The sequence below is a fragment of the Novosphingobium sp. 63-713 genome (assembly GCF_001898925.1).
In the GTDB taxonomy this organism is placed as follows: Bacteria; Pseudomonadota; Alphaproteobacteria; order Sphingomonadales; family Sphingomonadaceae; genus Novosphingobium.
The window spans coordinates 1-18,722 of the sequence record NZ_MKVS01000020.1 but is presented as its reverse complement, the minus strand read 5'-3'; the positions used below and the strand labels follow the sequence as shown (position 1 = coordinate 18,722).

The 18,722-nt window shown below is 61.0% G+C and carries 23 protein-coding genes; 15 read left to right on the top strand and 8 right to left on the bottom strand.

The window, feature by feature from the left end; all coding sequences use genetic code 11:
- Window positions 1-2: 2 nt before the first annotated feature.
- Window positions 3-143: a hypothetical protein gene (locus BGP00_RS10035; protein ID WP_168603087.1), complete on the top strand. Its 141-nt coding sequence runs from the start codon at window positions 3-5 to the stop codon at window positions 141-143.
- Between the two features lies 1 nt (window position 144).
- Here the strand turns inward: BGP00_RS10035 and BGP00_RS10030 are convergent, their stop codons facing one another.
- From BGP00_RS10030 to BGP00_RS10020, 3 genes are all read right to left on the bottom strand, one after another.
- On the bottom strand, window positions 145-600 hold the full coding sequence (locus tag BGP00_RS10030) for a hypothetical protein (RefSeq protein ID WP_292693589.1): 456 nt from the start codon (window positions 598-600) through the stop codon (window positions 145-147).
- An 80-nt stretch (window positions 601-680) separates the two neighbouring features.
- Window positions 681-2,108 (bottom strand): metalloprotease TldD, encoded by a 1,428-nt coding sequence (gene tldD, locus BGP00_RS10025; protein WP_292693587.1) that lies wholly within the window; start codon window positions 2,106-2,108, stop codon window positions 681-683.
- A gap of 64 nt (window positions 2,109-2,172) precedes the next feature.
- Entirely contained in the window at window positions 2,173-2,376 is a 204-nt protein-coding gene (locus tag BGP00_RS10020) for a zinc-finger domain-containing protein (RefSeq protein ID WP_168603085.1), read from the bottom strand.
- 343 nt (window positions 2,377-2,719) lie between these two features.
- Here BGP00_RS10020 and BGP00_RS10015 point away from each other — a divergent pair, with 343 nt between their 5' ends.
- Window positions 2,720-3,952: a glycosyltransferase gene (locus tag BGP00_RS10015; protein ID WP_246870046.1), complete on the top strand. Its 1,233-nt coding sequence runs from the start codon at window positions 2,720-2,722 to the stop codon at window positions 3,950-3,952.
- A gap of 55 nt (window positions 3,953-4,007) precedes the next feature.
- Entirely contained in the window at window positions 4,008-4,952 is a 945-nt protein-coding gene (locus tag BGP00_RS10010; RefSeq protein WP_168603083.1) for an ABC transporter ATP-binding protein, read from the top strand.
- 37 nt (window positions 4,953-4,989) lie between these two features.
- On the opposite strand, the gene BGP00_RS10005 is transcribed toward BGP00_RS10010, so the two are convergent.
- On the bottom strand, window positions 4,990-5,214 hold the full coding sequence (locus BGP00_RS10005) for a hypothetical protein (protein ID WP_168603082.1): 225 nt from the start codon (window positions 5,212-5,214) through the stop codon (window positions 4,990-4,992).
- Window positions 5,215-5,490: 276 nt separating this feature from the next.
- Here BGP00_RS10005 and nadB point away from each other — a divergent pair, with 276 nt between their 5' ends.
- The 4 genes from nadB to BGP00_RS09985 all read left to right on the top strand — a co-directional run bounded on the left by nadB (window position 5,491) and on the right by BGP00_RS09985 (window position 9,931).
- A complete protein-coding gene (nadB, locus tag BGP00_RS10000; RefSeq protein ID WP_168603081.1) occupies window positions 5,491-7,065 on the top strand; it encodes an L-aspartate oxidase in 1,575 nt (524 codons plus the stop codon).
- A gap of 635 nt (window positions 7,066-7,700) precedes the next feature.
- Window positions 7,701-8,906, top strand: a complete 1,206-nt coding sequence (locus BGP00_RS09995) for a helix-turn-helix domain-containing protein (RefSeq protein WP_292693582.1) — start codon at window positions 7,701-7,703, stop codon at window positions 8,904-8,906.
- Window positions 8,907-8,988: 82 nt separating this feature from the next.
- Window positions 8,989-9,636, top strand: a complete 648-nt coding sequence (gene parA / locus BGP00_RS09990; protein ID WP_292693579.1) for a ParA family partition ATPase — start codon at window positions 8,989-8,991, stop codon at window positions 9,634-9,636.
- A gap of 4 nt (window positions 9,637-9,640) precedes the next feature.
- Window positions 9,641-9,931 carry a ribbon-helix-helix domain-containing protein gene (locus BGP00_RS09985; RefSeq protein WP_292693577.1) on the top strand — a complete coding sequence of 97 codons (291 nt, stop codon included), beginning with the start codon at window positions 9,641-9,643 and terminating at the stop codon, window positions 9,929-9,931.
- A gap of 44 nt (window positions 9,932-9,975) precedes the next feature.
- Here the strand turns inward: BGP00_RS09985 and BGP00_RS09980 are convergent, their stop codons facing one another.
- The 4 genes from BGP00_RS09980 to BGP00_RS09965 are packed head-to-tail and all read right to left on the bottom strand — an operon-like array spanning window position 9,976 to window position 12,660.
- Complete coding sequence (locus tag BGP00_RS09980; RefSeq protein WP_292693681.1) at window positions 9,976-11,043, bottom strand: ArsO family NAD(P)H-dependent flavin-containing monooxygenase; 1,068 nt, start codon at window positions 11,041-11,043, stop codon at window positions 9,976-9,978.
- Between the two features lie 3 nt (window positions 11,044-11,046).
- The gene (locus tag BGP00_RS09975) at window positions 11,047-11,283 is read right to left on the bottom strand and encodes a thioredoxin family protein (protein ID WP_292693574.1); all 237 of its coding nucleotides are present in this window, start codon (window positions 11,281-11,283) and stop codon (window positions 11,047-11,049) included.
- Window positions 11,284-11,294: 11 nt separating this feature from the next.
- Complete coding sequence (locus BGP00_RS09970) at window positions 11,295-12,374, bottom strand: permease (protein ID WP_292693571.1); 1,080 nt, start codon at window positions 12,372-12,374, stop codon at window positions 11,295-11,297.
- The gene (locus BGP00_RS09965) at window positions 12,352-12,660 is read right to left on the bottom strand and encodes a metalloregulator ArsR/SmtB family transcription factor (protein ID WP_292693568.1); all 309 of its coding nucleotides are present in this window, start codon (window positions 12,658-12,660) and stop codon (window positions 12,352-12,354) included. Before BGP00_RS09965 ends, BGP00_RS09970 begins: the two co-directional genes overlap by 23 nt.
- A gap of 147 nt (window positions 12,661-12,807) precedes the next feature.
- Here BGP00_RS09965 and BGP00_RS09960 point away from each other — a divergent pair, with 147 nt between their 5' ends.
- The 8 genes from BGP00_RS09960 to BGP00_RS09925 form a co-directional block, all read left to right on the top strand.
- Entirely contained in the window at window positions 12,808-13,170 is a 363-nt protein-coding gene (locus BGP00_RS09960; RefSeq protein ID WP_292693566.1) for a metalloregulator ArsR/SmtB family transcription factor, read from the top strand.
- Window positions 13,167-13,673, top strand: a complete 507-nt coding sequence (locus tag BGP00_RS09955; protein WP_292693564.1) for an arsenate reductase ArsC — start codon at window positions 13,167-13,169, stop codon at window positions 13,671-13,673. The genes BGP00_RS09960 and BGP00_RS09955 overlap by 4 nt, the downstream gene beginning before the upstream one ends.
- Window positions 13,674-13,773: 100 nt before the next feature.
- Window positions 13,774-14,127 carry a hypothetical protein gene (locus tag BGP00_RS09950; protein ID WP_292693562.1) on the top strand — a complete coding sequence of 118 codons (354 nt, stop codon included), beginning with the start codon at window positions 13,774-13,776 and terminating at the stop codon, window positions 14,125-14,127.
- A gap of 33 nt (window positions 14,128-14,160) precedes the next feature.
- Window positions 14,161-14,595, top strand: a complete 435-nt coding sequence (gene arsC / locus BGP00_RS09945; RefSeq protein WP_292693560.1) for an arsenate reductase (glutaredoxin) — start codon at window positions 14,161-14,163, stop codon at window positions 14,593-14,595.
- Between the two features lie 10 nt (window positions 14,596-14,605).
- A complete protein-coding gene (locus BGP00_RS09940; protein WP_292693558.1) occupies window positions 14,606-15,112 on the top strand; it encodes an arsenate reductase ArsC in 507 nt (168 codons plus the stop codon).
- Window positions 15,109-16,161, top strand: a complete 1,053-nt coding sequence (gene arsB / locus BGP00_RS09935) for an ACR3 family arsenite efflux transporter (protein WP_292693555.1) — start codon at window positions 15,109-15,111, stop codon at window positions 16,159-16,161. Before BGP00_RS09940 ends, arsB begins: the two co-directional genes overlap by 4 nt.
- Before the next feature lie 56 nt (window positions 16,162-16,217).
- Window positions 16,218-16,967 carry an arsenical resistance protein ArsH gene (gene arsH, locus BGP00_RS09930; protein ID WP_292693553.1) on the top strand — a complete coding sequence of 250 codons (750 nt, stop codon included), beginning with the start codon at window positions 16,218-16,220 and terminating at the stop codon, window positions 16,965-16,967.
- Window positions 16,968-17,115: 148 nt separating this feature from the next.
- The coding region (locus BGP00_RS09925) for a strawberry notch-like NTP hydrolase domain-containing protein (protein ID WP_292925744.1) at window positions 17,116-18,722 on the top strand (1,607 nt) is incomplete at its 3' end.

Here is an 18,722-nt window from a genome sequence, read left to right as displayed (position 1 = left end):
GCGTGACCATCACCCCGCCGCAGCCGGAAAACAAATCAGCCAGCGGGATCCCTCGCTGGCTGATCTATTTGTTCGTCGGCAAAATGGCGCTGGCCATGGCCATTGTCGCGGGCGTGATCTGGTGGGCGCATCGCGCGCCCTGAATCACCCTGCGGGGTTGGCCGGTGCGGCCGGGGCGGGCGCCGCCTTGGGCTTGGTATAGGGTACGAATTCGCCAAGGCCGACCGAACCGCGCCACCACATGCCGGCCCCACCGCCGCGCGTTGCCAGTTGCACAATATCGACGCTGCACAATTGCGATCCCCATGTCTTGGTGATCAAGACATCGTCATCATCCAGCGATTGCGGATAGGGCGGGCGGTTCACATAAATCGTGCTGCCCATGTCATAGACGATGGCGGTCTTGTCGATGATCGTGGTCGAGCGGATCTCGGTCAGGTTGATGCAATTGACCGGCTTGCCCGGCACCCGATCTTTGATGATCTTGGCCAGCTGCTGTTCGGGCGTCAGACGCTCGCGCGCCTGGGCCAGCGGCGCGCCCAGAAGGGCCATGGCGCCGCCGACAAGTGTGGCGCTGCGAAGGATGGAATGAAACGACATATACCTTCTCCTTGGACCTGAAGCGCCCCCTTCAGACTGAATATTCTACGCCCTGTCCCGGCCACCGTCCATGATTCGGGTCAACCCGTGCCGCCGACGGTCAACCCCTCGACCAGCAGGGTGGGCTGGCCAACGCCTGCGGGTACGGACTGGCCTCCCTTGCCGCAAATGCCCACGCCTTCGTCCAGCGCAAGGTCATTGCCGATGCCGGTGACACGGGTCAGCACGGACGGGCCATCGCCGATCAGCGTTGCGCCCTTGATCGGCGCGCCCAGCTTGCCATTCTCGATGCGATAGGCCTCGGTGCAGGAAAAGACGAATTTGCCGCTGGTGATGTCCACCTGCCCGCCGCCAAAGCTCTTGGCGAAAATGCCGTTTTTGACCCGGCTCAGCAATTCGGCGGGGTCATCATTGCCCGCGCGCATAAAGGTGTTGGTCATGCGTGGCATCGGGGCATGGGCGTAATTCTCGCGCCGCCCGTTGCCGGTGGGGGCCACGCCCATCAGCCGGGCGTTGAGGCGATCCTGAAGATAGCCCTTGAGAATGCCATCCTCGATCAGCACATTTTCCTGCGTCGGCGTGCCTTCATCATCCACCGTGAGCGAACCGCGCCGCCCCGCGATGCTGCCGTCGTCCACGACGGTCACGCCCGGCGCTGCCACCCGCTCGCCCAGACGGCCCGAGAAAGCGCTGGTGCCCTTGCGGTTGAAATCGCCTTCCAGCCCATGGCCCACCGCCTCATGCAGCAGCACGCCCGGCCAGCCCGGCGCCAGCAGCACGGTCATCTCGCCCGCAGGCGCGGCCACCGATTCCAGATTGACCAGCGCCTGCGCCAGCGCCGCGTCAATGGCCCGGTTCCACGTTTCCGGCTTCATCAGATCGTCATAGAGATAGCGCCCGCCGATCCCGAAGCTGCCCGTTTCGCGCCGCCCGTTCTGTTCGGCCACGATCGAGACGTTCAAGCGCACCAGCGGGCGAATGTCGGTCACGGCATCAGAGTCGGCGCGCAGGATTTCCACCACCGACCACGAGCCGGAAATCGAGGCAGACACCTGCGCCACGCGCGGATCGCGGGCGCGGGCCGCCGCGTCGATCTGTTCGAGCAGCGCAACCTTGGCGGCAAATTCCACGCCGTCGAGCGGTGAGGCATCCGTGTAAAGATGGCGGTTGGTGCGAACCGGCGGCGCGGATCGCTGGCCGCTGGCCGGATCTAGCAGGGTGAGGGTTTCGCCCGCGCGCGCAATCGCGGCGGCGGAAATCTCGTTGGCATGGGCAAAGCCGGTCATTTCGCCTGAGACGCCGCGCAGGCCAAAGCCCGCCTCGCGGCTGTAATCGCAGGTTTTCAGCCGCCCGTCGTCAAAGCCAAAGGCTTCTGACGCGATGAATTGCAGGTAAAGCTCGCCATCGTCGCATTGGGCCAATGTGCGGCCCACCAGAGCGCGGGCCTCATCGGGTTCAAGCTGGCCGGGGCGATAGAGCAGCGAGCGGGGATCGGCAGAAAAGGTCATGCCGTTGATATAGGCCGATGCCGCCGCCGCGCAATGGCGCAGCAGCGGTTATCTGCCGGTTCGATCAATGGTGGGCGTGCGCCTGATCCAGCACAAAGCGCTTGTCGCAATAGGGGCAGTCCACGAAGCCACGCTCGTCGATTTCGAGATAGACGCGCGGATGACCCAGCGCCGAGGGCTTGAACGTGCCATCGGTGCGGATCGCTTCGGCGCCATCGCAGTGAACGCGGGTGGTGTGAACGGTGACGGTTTCGGGCTGGTCGCTCATGGGTAAAGGCCACTAGCAGGAGTTTCGCGCGATTTCCAGAGCCTGCGGGTGTGTTTGTTGATCGGGAAGGCACCTGCGCCATTTGTCCCTGCATTGGGCCGCAAGCGCCCTTGAGACAATTTGTTACTTGGCTTTGCGCGATTTATCTCCTTTGCCAAATGGCTGTAACCCCGTTAAAGGGTGGGCGCACGGGGCCGATTTTTGCGTGAATAAGCGTGCGAGGCCGATGCTGGGGGCATTTCTCGCCGCTGATTGGGTTGCCTTGATCTGTGTCTGTCCGACACGGAAGGCGGCAGCCGCAATAGGTTGAGGTCGAATAAGCATGCGTCATGCCCACCGAGAAATGTTGATTTGCGACCTTACCCAGTCTTATGCACCCGTCGGCGGCGGCGGGGTCAGCACCTATCTCCGTGAAAAGCGGCGTTATATTCTTGAACAGACCGGTCATCGGCTGCTCCAGATCGTGCCCGGCCCGGAGGATCGCGTGGTCGAACGCGGGCGGCATATCTGGGTCGAGGTCGGCGCCGAACAGGTGCGCGGCAGCCCCAATTACCGCTTCATCCTGCGCACCGGCGCGGTGCGCGAGGTGCTTGAACATTTCCGGCCCGATGTGATCGAATCGCTCTGCCCCTGGGTCCTGCCATGGACCGCGATCAATTATCGCCGCGCCCATCCCGAAACCGCGCTGGTGGCCGGTTATCACACCGATTTTCCCAATGTGCATATCCACCGCGTGGGCGAGCAATTGTTTGGCCGCCGCATGGCCGATGGCCTGCGCGCGATCGGCGTGGCCTATGCGCAAAAGACCTATGGCGCATTTGACCGCCTCTATGCGCTGAATGATCCCGTGCGCGAACAATTGGCAGGGTGGGGCATCGGTCATGTCGATGTGCTCTCGCTGGGCGTGGATACCGATCAGTTCAGCCCGGCGCGGCGCGATCCCCATTTCCGCGAAAAGCTGGGGCTGGCGGGCGATGGGCCGCTGCTGATCTATGCCGGGCGCATCGACAATGAGAAGCGCGCGCATCGGCTGGTGGAAATGTTCCGCCGTCTGCCGTCTGAAATGGGCGCGGCGATGGTCATGCTGGGCGACGGCAAATTGCGCGACCGGCTGATTCGCGAGACGCGCGGGATGGCTGTGGCGCTGCCCGGCTTTGTCGATGACCGCGATGCGCTGGCGGTCGCGCTGGCCTCTTCGGACATTTATGTCTCGGCCATGGCGGACGAGACTTTCGGCATTTCGGTGATCGAGGCGCAGGCCAGCGGTCTGCCTGTGGTTGGCGTGGCCAGCGGGGCGATGCCCGCGCGCGTTCCGGCGGGGCTGGGGCGGCTGGGGCCGGTCGATGATGCCGCCGCGATGGCCGATCATGTCCAGGCGCTCTGGCGCGGAGACTATCGCGCGATGGGCGCGGCTGCGCGCAATCATGTGGTGCAGCGGTTCAGCTGGAACAAGACCTTTGCCCAATTGGTGAACGAGGTCTATCCGGCGGCGATGATGCGCGCGCTGGAGCGGCGCTCGGCGGTCTATCGCTGGGCCGAACATCGCCTGCCCGAACTGGTGCGCTCGGCGGGATAAGGGGGGCGGGTTAAGTCCTGTTGCGCGTCCCGCCTCGGGGGGGTAAGCAGCGGGCATGAGCCAGTCCGACGCCCCCGCCATCTCGATCCGCAACCTTGTCAAACGCTATGCGCCCGCCGGTAATGGCGAAGGCAAACTGGCGCTGAAAGGTGTGTCGCTCGATGTGCCACAAGGGCAGATCTTTGGTCTGCTCGGCCCCAATGGCGCGGGCAAATCGACCATGATCAACATTTTGGCGGGCATGGTGCGCAAGACCAGCGGCGATGTGTCGATCTGGGGTTTTGACATTGACCATGATCGCCGCAACGCATCGCGCGCCATCGGCATCGTACCGCAGGAAATCGTATTCGACCCGTTCTTTACCCCTTACGAGGTGCTGGAGAACACTGCAGGCCTCTATGGCATCCCCAAGGCCGAACGCATGTCCGAGCAATTGCTGGCCGATGTGCATCTGTCCGACAAGGCCAAAGCCTATGCCCGCACGCTTTCGGGCGGGATGAAGCGGCGCCTGCTGGTGGCTAAGGCCATGGTGCATCAACCCCCGGTGCTGGTGTTGGACGAGCCGACGGCGGGCGTGGACGTGGAACTGCGCCGCCAGCTCTGGGAACTGGTCAAGCGGCTCAATGATGAAGGCGTTACAGTGGTGCTGACCACGCATTACTTGGAAGAGGCCGAGGAGTTGTGCGACCGCATCGCGATCATTAACCATGGCGAACTGATCGCCAACAAGCCGACCCGCGAACTGGTGGATATGGCGCGCGAAAAGATCGTGGTGCTCACGCTCGACCGTCCGGTCGCCGCGCTGCCCAGCCATCCCGCCTTTCTGAAATGCGCGGCAGTGGCGCCCGATGTTATCCAGATCACTTATGACAAGGACAAAACCAACGCGGGCGAGATCCTGGGCGCCGTGCAGGCGCAGGGCATGGCGATTGTCGATGTCACCACACGTGAGGCCGATCTTGAGGATGTTTTTGTCAGCCTGACCACGCAGGCGGCATAAGGCGGGGGCAGGTAGCCCCCTCCAATAAGGGGGACGGTTACAGGTCCGAAGACTTGATCTTTTCTATCTGGTCCCGAACCCAGCGGCCCTTGTCCATCCGACGGATGGGTTTTTCGCAGAACCGGCAATGGCCGACAAAGTTGAGTCCATCCCATTTGACGCGACTTCGGCGCGGCGCATGACGATTGAACAGACATAAAGGCAAGTCGAGTTTCATTGTAACGACCCCATTCACGCGCAGGCCAGCGGCAGACGAATTCATGTGAATTCGCCTTCTGACCTCGTCAGGTAAAATTGTGTAATCTTCGATCCGACTATGTACATATACCGAAATCCGGCGGTCGAAAAGCAATTGGTTGACCCATTTTGCAAAATTTTTCTCTTTCCTCCTAAATATTTAACCATATCCGCCCGCAGGGTGCGAAAATGACGGTTTCGTTGCGTTGCCTGCTTTTCAAATCGGCCTATTGGGCGCAAAGCGAGCCCGCGAATCGCCTGCCGTCTGCGTGTCGAGCAGCGGCCCAGATTGGGATGGCTTATGAATGCTGATGTGATCGTGATCGGTTCGGGCGCCGCCGGTTTGACCGCCGCCCTCTCTCTTGCTCAGCGGTTGAAAGTGCTGGTGCTGGCCAAGGGCACGCTGACGGGGGGATCGACCGCATGGGCGCAGGGCGGGATCGCCGCAGTGCTTGACGCGGGCGATACGTTTGAGGATCACATCCGCGACACGATGGTGGCGGGCGCGGGGCTGAACCGGCTGGATACGGTCGAATATGTGGTCGAACGCGCGCCGCTGGCGATCGGACGACTGGCCGATCTGGGCGTGCCCTTCAACACCGAGGGCGATCATCTCCACCTCCACCGCGAAGGTGGCCATTCGCATCGCCGCATCGCCCATGTGGCCGACGCCACGGGCTGGGCGGTGCAGGAGGCATTGATCCGCGCCGCAGAGGCTCATCCCAATATCACGCTGCTGCCGGGGCAGAGCTGTATCGACCTGATCACCGGGCGGCACGAGATGCGCTATTCCGGCTCGGGCCGGGTGTGGGGTGTCTATGCGCTGGATGAAAAGACCGGCAAGGTCGAGGCCCATATCGGCCGCGCGACCATTCTGGCCACAGGCGGGGCAGGGCGCGTCTATCAGTTTTCCACCGCGCCGCGCGGGGCCACGGGCGACGGCATCGCCATGGCATGGCGCGCGGGCGCGCGCGTTTCAAACATGGAGATGATGCAGTTCCACCCCACCTGTCTCTATAATCTCGAGGTCAAGAACTTCCTCATCACCGAGGCGGTGCGCGGCGAGGGCGGGCGGCTGATCAATCCCCGCACCGGCAAGCGCTTCATGCCCGATTATGATGAGCGGCTCGAACTGGCCCCGCGCGATGTGGTGGCCCGCGCCATCGACAGCGAGATCAAGAAATACGGCCTCGATTTCGTCCATCTGGACATCAGCCATAAGCCCGCCGATTTTGTGCGCGAGCATTTCCCCAATATCCATGACAAGCTGATCTCGCTGGGCATCGATATGACGAAGGAGCCGATCCCCGTCGTTCCGGCCCAGCATTACACCTGCGGCGGGGTGGTCACCGATCTGGATGGCCGCACCGATCTGCCGGGCCTCTATGCGGCGGGCGAATGCGCAGAAAGCGGTTTGCATGGCGCGAACCGTCTGGCGTCCAATTCGTTGCTGGAATGCCTGGTGTTCGGCGATGCGGCGGCGTCCGATATTCTGGCGCGCTGGGACGAATTCGATACGCCCCCGTCGATTCGCCCGTGGGATGAAAGCCGGGTTTCGGATTCCGACGAGGAAGTCATCATCAAGCAGAACTGGACCGAGATCCGCCGCTTCATGTGGAACTATGTGGGCATCGTGCGCAGCACCAAGCGGCTGGAACGCGCGGCCCATCGCATCAAGCTGCTGTTTGACGAGGTGGACGATTATTACGGCCACTTCCGCGTGACCACCGACCTGATCGAATTGCGCAACCTGCTGCAGAGCGCGGATCTGATCGTGCGCTCGGCCCTGAAGCGGCATGAGAGTCGCGGACTGCACTATACGCTGGATTATCCTCAGACGGTCGAGCCGCCGCTAGATACCGTGCTGGTGCCGTAAAGCGAAACAGGCCGGGGAAGCCCGGCCTGTCGCATCCCCATATTCAACGCCCGGATAATGAACGGGCATGATCCGCTAGGCGCTGTGAGCGATTACGCTTTCCACGCATCTTTGCTGGACAAGGCCAAGCCCTGCGCAGGATCGAAAATCGGATTGTCAGAGAAGCGGCGCCACCCAGGCCGGATTTCCGGCGCCCGATGATCGGGCCATGGTGGCGGAGACGCCGGGATTCGAACCCGGGGTGCCCCCTTAAGGGCACGACGGTTTAGCAATTCACGATCCGAATGCTACGAAAGCGGCTATTTCCGGGAATATCGCCTGTTTTTATGGCGTTAGGGCCTACGCAGAACGCGCAAGACGCGCATCGAAGCGCAACACCTTCCGTCACAAAAGTCGGCACACCTCCTTTGGCCCCTTGGGCCATGCTGAAAACCGTTGTTTTGACGCCAAACGCGCAAGACGCGCAGTGCACGCAAATCCCGCTGTTTACGCCATACGCGCAACGAGAAGGAACCCTGTGGTGTTGGAAGGTCTGCCATCCTTCCGTGAGCCTCGGGCGCAATCTCATCGACGCGATACGGTGATTATCGCCCCTGCTGGCGAGCGGCAAGTTTCAAGTTCCGGGGAGGGGCAACATGAGCACCACCCTTGCCCATAGGGGCCTGCCTTCGGGCGTGGGCCGGTTCGATCTGCTGCGCCTGTTCGAGCAGGTGGCGAGGCCCGGCTTTGGTCTTTCATCCACGGCTGTGGCCTTGGTCCGGCACTATGTGCTCAAGACCATGGACGGCGACTACCTCTCAGGCCGCATCTGCGCGGTCTGGACGCAGGCCCGTCGCTTTGCCGAGGCCTTGGGCCTGACGCCGCGCTCGATCAATTCGGCCGAGCGGGAACTGGAGCAAGCCGGCTTCATCATCCGCAATGCCGGGATCAATGGCGAGCGCGCTGGCGACCGGCAGGACGGTATCGTGGTCTGGGCGGCAGGGATCAACCTCGCCCCGCTGGTCGAGCGCTTTGCGGAGATGCAGGCCAAGGCTGAGGCGCTGGAACTGCAAGCTCGCGCCATCCAGCAATGCCGTGCCGAGATCCGTCAACTGGGTCAGCGCATCCGCGAGGCTGGTGACGAGGATCTGCGCGAGCGGGCCGAGACCATCCTGCCCGATGGACGCACGGCGCGGATCACCAACATCGACCGCCTGATCGCCATTCGCGAGGCCTTGTCCGCCATGCTCGCTGTCATCGAATATCATCCGGAATCTGGGCCGGAACCAGAGCCGCGTGCACTGAAAACTTCCGACGCGCCGGAAGAAAATTGCGCACCTAATATACAGAACCAAAACTCACCACGAAGATGTACCGCGCCAGCACGCAATTCGCTCGATCGCATTCGGCTCTCGACCGCGCTGGTAGTGGCCACCGAGAGCTATCGCGGCATCGTCGATTCGCTGGGTGGGCCGACCTGGCCCAACTTGGTCGAGGCGTCGTGGCGCAGTTGCGGCCGGCTTGGCATCGCCCAGAGCACCTGGGGCCGAGCTTGCCAGCAGTTCGGGCGGGAGCGTGCAGCACTCAGCGTGCTGCTGATCGACCGGAATGCCGAATTGCCGCCGGGCCATCGCTATCGGGTGGGCTCACCGGCAAGGTGTCTGGCCGGTATGGTGCGGCGGGCAGGCTCGGCAGGGGTGAACCTCGCTGGTCTGTTTCGGGCCACGGAGCGCAACGCCCAGCAGGCGTCATCAGAATCCCCAGTGCCTGATCCACCCATCGAGCCACAGGCTGGCCCACTGGCCCATCTGACCACGAGGCTGATGGCCAGCATGGAGCGGCGCATCACGTCAGACGGGTGAGCCTGTCCAACATCTCACCTGTACACAGGTCCACACTCTCACCATCCCACACGTCCACATGTGGACGGGCAAGGAAACCATTATGACCATAATAGCCATCGTCAGCCAGAAGGGCGGCTCGGGCAAAACCACCCTGTCAGTGAACCTCGCCGCCGCCGCCGAGGCCGCAGGCGCCATCGCGCTCATTATTGACACCGACCCACAGGCCACAGCCAGCCAATGGGGCGCGTGGCGCGCGGACAAAGCGCCAGAGGTCATCGACAGCGCACCGCCGCGCATCCAGGCCAAGGTCGATGCGGCGGCGGCGCAGGGCGCAACCTTCATCGTGATCGACACCCCGCCCCATGCCGACAGTGCGGCCAGCAGGGCGGTTGAAGTGGCAGATCTGGTGCTGATCCCCTGCCGCCCAAGTGCCTTTGATCTGGCGGCGATCAAAACCACGGTCAGCCTCGTGCGCCTGTTCGACAAGCCCGCCTATGTGGTTTTCACCGCTGGTCCGCCCCATGCGCCGCGCATGTATGAGGAGGCCGTGGAACTGGTTCGTGGCTTTGGGATCGAGGCTTGCCCGCATATCCTGCCCGACCGTGCCGTTTATCGACACGGCAGCGCTGCGGGGGCCTCTGTTATCGAATTCGAGCCCGAGGGTAAGGCGGCCGCAGAGATCACGGAGCTTCACTTGTGGACCATCGCACATGTGAACATGTCGACTGTCGCACATGAGGGAGCGTGAGGAGATGAGCAGATTTGCCAATCTTGCCGACAAGCCCAAGGCCAGCCCGAAATCGCAACACCAGCCTGCCGCGCCCGGCAATGAAGAAGGCGCCGCTGCAACCACATCGGTCAGCACACCGCCCAAATCGAACAGCCGAGTTGGGCGCAAAGCCATCGCAGCTTACTTCACCCCCGAGATGTCGCTAGCCATGCATGTTTGCGCCCGTAAGTACGGCCTCAGCCTTCAGGAACTGATGGCCGAGGCATTCGACGATGTGTTGCGCAAATATGGGCAAAGCCCAGTGGGTGAGTAATTGAGGAAATTATTGCCATTCATCTCTCAGCACTAATTTTTCAATTAGGGGAGTACGGTCGACGTTTGCATTGCGGCCAACTCCTTCACCAACGAAGCTGCCAGATCGCGCGCAGTCCTCGCAGCGCCCATAAGAGTGGCTGACCCCGCCCCAGTCCAGTCACCATAACCGGCGAGCCATACCGAAGGTTCTTTGACGGAGCGCTGATCGTCCAGCAACACGCGACCATCTTGCTCAATCACATGCAGTTCGCGCAGATGGTCCAGAGAAGGGCGGAAGCCGGTGCACCAGATGATGGCGTCAACGGCCTCTTCGGTTCCGTCGGCCCAGCAAACACCCGTTCTGGTCATACGCTCGAAAGGGCGAATTGCGGTCAGATCGCCGCGCAGTCGGGCGGCTCTGACCGGCGGGACCATGACGATATCGCCGATGCCGCCGACCGGCACATCGCTCGGCCCGGCTTTCATGCGCGCAACAGCCCGTTCGAACAGCACCCGGCCATCGACTTCGTCAGGAAGGAATAGCGGATATTCCGTCGTCACCCAGCGGGCATGAGCGACCTGCGATAGTTCGGCCATGATCTGCGCGCCGCTGTTGCCGCCGCCAACCACCAGGACGGACTGCCCAGCAAAATCCTCAGGACGGAAATAATGCGCTGAATGGATCTGCTGCCCTTCAAAAAGCGCCCTGCCTACAATATCGGGAATGAAGGGCTTGGACCATGTGCCCGTTGCGCTGACGACAAAGCGGGCGGCAAGGTTGCCCTGATCTGTCATGACGGTCAGCCCCTCGTCAGCCCGCCTCAGAGATTGGACGATGACGGGGCGCCTGATCGGCAACTGGTATCGCTCCTCGTATCGGGCCAGATAATCAAGAACATCATCGCGGGTGGGATAGCCCTCATGCGCGGGCGGGGGCATCAACCAGCCTGGCAGGGAACTGTATCCCGCTGGCGAAAAGAGGCGCAGCGATTCCCACCCATGCCGCCACGCGCCGCCAGCCCCCGCTTCCGCATCAAGGATCAGAAACCGGGCGCCCGCTCGCCGCAGATAATATCCCAGCGCCAGACCCATCTGGCCACCACCGATAATGATGATGTCATGCGTTTCCATCATTCAGGCTTGCAACCAGTCCAGGAGGTCTTGTTCTTTCGGAATGCCGCCTGCGTGAACAACTTTGCCGTCGATCACGATCCCCGGGGTCGAGACGATCCCAAATCGGGCTATCTCAGCATAATCCGTCACCTTTTCTAACGCGATGGAAATCCCAAGGGCGTTGGCCGCGGATTTGACCATGTCCTCCACAGTCTGGCAACGCTTGCAGCCCGGCCCCAGCACTTTGACGTCTTTCATGGACAAACCTTTCAGGTGAAGAGAGCATTGAAGAGAAAGCCGACGGCCAGAATGCCCATTGCAACCACACTGGCAAAAACGATGATGAGCTTCAGGCTGAGCACTTTGCGCAAAATGATCATTTCGGGCAGCGACAGGGCCGTGACCGACATCATGAAGGCCAGTACAGTACCAAGCGCCGCGCCCTTGCCCAAGAGAGCCTCGACCACAGGAATGATACCCGCCGCATTGGAATACATGGGCACGCCGACCAAAACGGCCGCAGGCACCGACCACCATGCACCCGCCCCCATGATACCGGCCAGCATGGCGGCCGGAACATAGCCATGGATGAAGGCGCCCGCCGCAATGCCTGCCACGATCCAGTACCATACCTTGCCGACGATCTCCTTGACGGCATCCCAACCCGCCTCGAAGCGGTCGACCCATTCGAGATGCTGGTCATCGACAAGCCCTGGTCCGCTGCGGACTTCACGCACCCAAGGTTCGAGCCAGGCTTCGAGATGCAAGCGACCAATGACCCACCCCGACAGGATGGCAATCGACAGGCCAAAGGCGAGATAGGTCAGAGCAATTTTCCAGCCTACCAGCGCAAACAGCAGGCCCAACGCGACCTCGTTGACCATCGGCGCCGAGATCAGAAAGGAGAAAGTCACGCCCAGTGGCACGCCCGCCGAGACGAAGCCAACAAACAGGGGGACGGCAGAGCAGGAGCAAAAGGGTGTGACAATGCCCAGCGCGGAAGCTGCGATATTGCCCAGCCCTTCGCGCCTTCCTGCCAATAAGGCGCGGGTTCGCTCCGGCGAGAAGAAGCTGCGGACCACTCCCATCACGAACACCACGAGAGTGAGCAGCATCAGTACCTTGGGGGTGTCGAAAAAGAAGAACTCAACCGAGGCCGCAAGATGGCTCCCCGGCTTGATTCCCGTTTGCGCCACAAGCCAGCGGGAGGCGGGCTGCAATTGCCGATAAACAGCGAACCACGCCGCGATGCCGAAAGTGAGGCCGATAAACCAAGTTGTTGGCGACTGGCGGGCCTGCATGATCGTGGTTTGGAACGCTGACATGTCAGGTGGCCTTTTCTTGTTCAAGCGGAAGCGCGGGCAAAGTCGCCACAACGACGTCAATGATCGCTACCCACTCCGCAGGTACATCCGCGCTGCGACGGTAGCGCGTCCATTGCGCATCGCGGCGATCGGTAAGCAATCCGACCGCCTTCAACCTGGCCATGTGCCGCGACATGCGGGACTGGGTGACGCCCAACCGATCCATCAATTCGCAGACGCAGTGTTCTTCGCCATCCCAAAGAATGTGCAGCGCCCGTAACCGGGTCGGTTCCGCCAGAGCGGCAAGTAAGTGGTCGATTGGCCGGTTCATGGCCTCAAGTTATGCGCAAAAGCGCATGGGCGCATTGATGGGCGTCAATTGTCGCGATGTCGTCATAATTCCATTATAGTCGAAACGTGGATTGACGGAGCTGTGCTGCGCCATTAATTCGATTTTCGTCGAATCATGGAGATGGAAATGGACGCAACGGCAGTCATCCGCGCACTCGGCGCTCTGGCGCAGGAGCATCGTCTCGCGGCGTTTCGATTGCTCGTGCAGGCCGGTGAAGAAGGGTTGCCTGCTGGGGCAATCGCGGAAAAGCTGGGTGTCGTTTCCTCTTCGATGAGCTTTCATCTGGCCGCATTGGCCAATGCCGGATTGGTCAGTCAGCGCCGTCAGAGCCGCCTTATCATCTACACCGCCAACTATACGGCGATGAATGGATTGATGGGCTATCTTACCGAGAATTGCTGTGGCGGCCTTGCCTGCACGGACCATGAATTGTGCTGTGTGCCGGAGGGCGAGGTTGGGGCGTCCGCATCCGAACAGGATGTTGCATGAGCGACCGCATCTACAACGTCCTGTTCCTATGCACCGGCAATTCGGCGCGCTCGATCATCGGTGAAGTGCTGGTGAACCATGATGGCGCGGGTCGGTTCCGTGCGTTTAGTGCGGGCAGCCACCCCTGGGGCGAGGTTCACCCGATGGCTCTGACCACACTCGGGGATCTGGGTTTCGACACATCGGGGCTGCGCTCGAAAAGCTGGAGCGAATTTGCGGGCCAAGATGCGCCGCAATTCGACTTCATTTTTACGGTCTGCGATAATGCCGCTGGCGAAGCTTGCCCTGTGTGGATCGGTCATCCGATGACCGCCCATTGGGGCATTGAAGATCCGGCCGCCGTGGCAGGCGAAGATCAGCGTCAGGCGTTTATGGATGCCATTCGATATCTGCGCCGCCGCATTGAACTGTTCACGGCGCTGCCACTCGATAGCCTTGATGCCATGGCCATGGAGCGCAAGCTTTTAGAGATCGGTCAAATTGAGGGGGCGACCCTCAACTGATCTGGCGCGAAGCTAATGCCCTGTACCTGCCGATTTGCACCTTATATTTCGATATTTCTGGAAATGTATTTACGCAACAAGCTATTTTAGGGAGAAAATCATGTTCACCAAAACGATTGCTGTGCTCGCGCTTGTTATGGCCAGCACCACGAATGTTGCCGCCGCACCCGAAGGCAAGACGGTGGTTGTAAAGGGCGAGGGCGCCGGAAAATGGGAGATGTGGTGCAAGGTCAATCCCTCGCGCGGCAGCGAATTCACCGCATTTGCCGATCCGAGCCGCCCGGAATTGACCTTGGTGGCGCCCCGATACGCCACTTGTAGCTACAAGAATACGTCATCAAGTGACCTTATCATTTCGGTTGAAGGTGCTGAAAAGTGCCCCTTCCGCAAGCCGACAGAGGCCGGTTGCGCGACCAAGTTCCCTCGTGGCGCGTTCGGGGACTTTTCCCTCTGAACTGACCCAATATTTGTTTAAGGACGCTTCATCATGGCCACTGACATCATCATCTATCACAACCCCGAGTGCGGCACTTCGCGCAATGCGCTGGCAATGATCCGCAATGCCGGAATCGAGCCGCATGTGGTAGAATATCTCAAGACGCCTCCTTCGCGCGAACTGCTGGAAAGCCTGATCGTCCGCGCTGGCATCGGCGCCCGCGCTTTGCTGCGCGAAAAGGGCACGCCTTTTGCCGAATTGGGGCTTGGCAATGCCGATCTCACTGATGAGCAACTGATCGACGCGATGATGGAGCATCCGATCCTCATCAACCGCCCGCTGGTTGTCTCGCCGCTCGGCGTCAAGCTGTGCCGTCCTTCCGAGGAAGTGCTTGACCTGATCCCCGCCGAGCAACGCGGTGCATTCGCCAAGGAAGATGGCGAGCAAGTCGTTGATGCCGATGGCAAGCGCGTCGTAGCAGGCTGAGGCAATAGTGATGACAATGGTCCCATTTAACATTCTGGTGCTCTGCACTGGCAATTCCGCGCGCTCGATTTTGGGCGAGGCGATTTTCAATCACCTTGCTCCGGGTCGCGTTCAGGCCTTTAGTGCAGGCAGTAAGCCCAAAGGCGTGCCACATCCCGGCGCGCTGCGCCTGCTGGCGCGGCGGGGGATCGGCACCAGCACCTTCCGTTCCAAAAGCTGGCTGGAATTCTCCGCTCCGCAAGCACCACATATCGACCTTGTCATCACCGTTTGCGCCAATGCTGCGGGCGAGGCTTGTCCGGTTTTTCCGGGCACGCCTCTGCGCGCGCATTGGGGCCTGCCTGATCCGGCAGATGAAGCGGGCGGCGAAGCGGCCGAAGATGCCGCCTTCGAAGACACCTGGCGCTGGCTTTCGATGCGGGCCGAAGCGTTTCTGGCCCTGCCGTTCGAGACAATGGATCGCACCGAGTTGACCCAAGCCCTTGCCGAATTCGGCCAGATGGAAGGTGCTGCATGAGCAATCGTCCCCGCCTGTCGTTTCTCGACCGGTATCTCACCTTGTGGATTTTCCTCGCCATGGCGATTGGGGTCGGGATGGGATCGGCATTTTCCGGTCTGCCGGGCTTCATCAACAGCCTGTCGATCGGAACAACCAACATTCCGATTGCCATCGGCCTGATCCTGATGATGTACCCCCCGCTCGCGCGGGTGCGCTACGAAGAATTGCCGCGCGTGTTCGAGGATCGGCGGGTTCTTGCGATCTCTTTGATCCAGAACTGGATCATCGGCCCGGTGCTGATGTTCGCACTGGCAGTCATTTTTCTGAGCGACAAGCCGGAATATATGACGGGCCTGATCCTGATCGGCCTTGCGCGCTGCATTGCGATGGTGATCGTCTGGAACCAGCTCGCCAAGGGTGACAACCAGTATGTCGCCGCGCTGGTCGCATTCAACTCGATCTTCCAGATCCTGTTCTTCAGCGTCTATGCATGGTTTTTCCTGGCATTCCTCCCGCCGCTGTTCGGTCTCGAAGGCAGCGTGATTAAGGTCAGCTTCTGGACCATTGCCCAAGCGGTACTGATCTATCTGGGCGTTCCGCTTCTGGCTGGCTTCCTCACCCGCAAGTGGTTGGCCAAGGCCAAGGACAACGCGTGGTACGAAGGCACTTTCCTGCCCAAGATCGGCCCGATCACTCTTGTCGCGCTGCTCTTCACCATTGTTGCCATGTTCAGCCTCAAGGGCAACGAGATCCTCACGCTTCCGGGCGACACCCTGCGTATCGCCATTCCGCTCACGATCTACTTCGTTGTGCAGTTCACGATCAGTTTCTTCATGGGCAAGCTGATCGCCAGCGATTATCCGCGCACGACGGCGGTGGCCTTTACGGCCGCGGGCAACAATTTCGAGCTGGCAATTGCTGTTGCCATTGCCGCCTTTGGCCTGGCCTCACCGGTGGCTTTTGCCGCAGTGATCGGCCCTCTGGTTGAAGTGCCGGTGCTGATCTTGTTGGTCAATGTCGCCTTCTGGTTTGGTCGACGCTGGTTTGCTGACACTGTGCCACAATAGGCGTACCTGCGCCGTATCTGAACCACATCCTCTGCCTGACGGAGTTTCGAGTTACCATGTCCGATTTTAGCTACCTGCGCGCACTTTCAGACGCCGACCATCTTCCTGCCTTGAAGCCGGAATATGCCTATCGTCGACCGGCACAGGGACTTGGTGAATTCGATGCTCCGCCTCGGGTGCTGTTGCTCTACGGCTCCTTGCGCGAACGCTCCTACTCCCGTCTGGTGGTGGAGGAATCTGCGCGCCTCTTGCAGTTCTTCGGTTGCGAAACACGCATATTTGACCCGCGCGATCTGCCGCTTCCCGATCAGATCGAGGGCGATAAGCACCCCGCCGTTGATGAACTGCGCGAACATTCGCTGTGGTCGGAAGCACAGGTCTGGTGCAGTCCCGAGCGCCACGGCCAGATCACCGGCATCATGAAAACGCAGATCGACCATCTGCCGCTCGCCATGAAGGGTATGCGCCCCACACAAGGGCGCACGCTGGCGGTGATGCAGGTCAGCGCGGGGTCTCAGTCGTTCAATTCAGTCAACACCTTGCGCATTCTTGGCCGCTGGATGCGGATGTTCACCATCCCCAATCAGTCCTCCGTCGCCAAAGCCTATGAAGAATTTGACGAGGCGGGCCGCATGAAACCCTCATCCTACTATGATCGAATCGTTGATGTCTGCGAGGAACTGGTGCGGATAACGGTCCTACTGCGCCCGCACGCCGAGCAACTGGTCGACCGCTATTCCGAGCGCGTCGAGCGCGATTGCCCAGTCGAGACACCAGTCGAAAAGGCAGGGTTAAACAGCGTGTGACCAGTTAAAGGCAGTTTTGCGAAGGCAATCTCGAGCAAATGTCGGAGGACTTCGTTGGTGTGGGCCGACGGTGATCGGGTCTTACTAGCCGACAAAGTCAAAGTGGGAGGAATGGCTTTCGAGTTCCCTGAACCCGAAAGGATTTTCCATGTATCCCAGTCAACTGGATCCCCCAGTTTTTGTAGACCTTCTCGCGGAAGCTTCGTTCCGTTTAGCGCCGCACCTGGCTGCCGACGAAAAAATCACTCGTAGGATTCTCAACGCCGCCATGGAGGCAGCAACAGGTTCCACCTCTGCCTCTGGTGTCTGGTCTCAGCGTGACAGCTTCCAAATGCTGGAAATGGCTGTGCTTCGCTGTATCGTCGAGCAATCTGTCCCGTCCTTTGTCCAGCCGGCACTCGCTTTTCTGAATGATCTTGAAGTCCGTCTGCCAAACCAGACCGTCCGCAGCGAGGAGCAGGTTGAACATCAGCACTTTTCGACGCCACTTGGGCTCGCTTGGCTGGCTGCCCATCTTGCCGATGTCCAACCTGACGATGTGGTGCTCGAACCCAGTGCCGGCACCGGAATGCTGGCTGTCTGGGCCAGACATGCCAGCAGCCTTCACCTCAACGAGATCGATCCGGTCCGTCAGGAAATCCTTCGGCACCTGTTTCCGGGCGCGAACGTGACCGATCATGACGCCGCCCGCATTGGCGCCCATCTGACCCAACGCCCCAACGTGATCCTGATGAACCCGCCCTACGCTCGCAACGCTGCTGGTCTCGAAGATCCCACTACGGCAGCGCGCCATCTGGCGGCAGCTTTCGGTGTTCTTAAACCCGATGGCCGCCTCGTTGCCATCATGCCAGACAGCTTCCAGCCCCACGGGCGCCGCGCGGAACTGTTCCAGCGCGCGTTGCAAGGCGCGAGCGTCGCCTTCCATGCCCGGCTTGAGGGTGCCTTTGCCAAACAGGGCACCTCGATTGCTGTGCGCTTGCTGGTGATCGACAAGTGTGCTGGCTCCGTCAGCACCACCGTCGTAAACCGGGCCACGCTTAATGATCTGGTGCCTTTCCTGTCCAAGGTTCCGCCGCGCCGTCGGGTTGTAACTGAATTGGCGCTCGTGGCCACACCTCCTGTTTCGCCTGCCAAAACCACGTCCACCTTGCTGGGCGGATTCCGCTCAGCCGCACCGAAACTGGCCGCAGCAGCGTCGCGCGGCGATGCCACAGGCGCCATCCCGCTGGCCTACCGCCTGCGCGACACCATCGCCGACGCCGAGCAGGCTATCGGCGTCTATGTCGCCTATCGTCCGCAACGACTTGTCTTTGACGATGCTGCGGATCACCCGACCCAACTGGTGGAATCGGCAGCCATGGCCTCGGTGGCGCTGCCAGTACCAAGCTACGTCCCCCAGCTTCCTGCCAAGGTGATCCGCGACCGCATGCTGAGCCGCGCCCAGCTTGAAACACTGGTTCATGCGCTCGACGCAACATCTTCTGATCTCCCCGGCCGCTATCGCGTGCCTGAACGAGGCCTTGAACTGGTGCCTGATGCCGAAGGAGCCAGCTACCGCTGCGGCTTCTTCCTCGGCGACGGCACCGGGGCTGGCAAGGGCCGCCAGCTTGCCTCGATCCTGATGGATCAATGGCTGCGCGGCAACCGTCGTCATTTATGGATCAGCGAGAGCAATGCCCTGATCTTATCCAGACTCTGTGAGTCTGTCTTAGCGAGAGCACCTCCGGTACAATGGGGCGGATATTCGCGACGGAT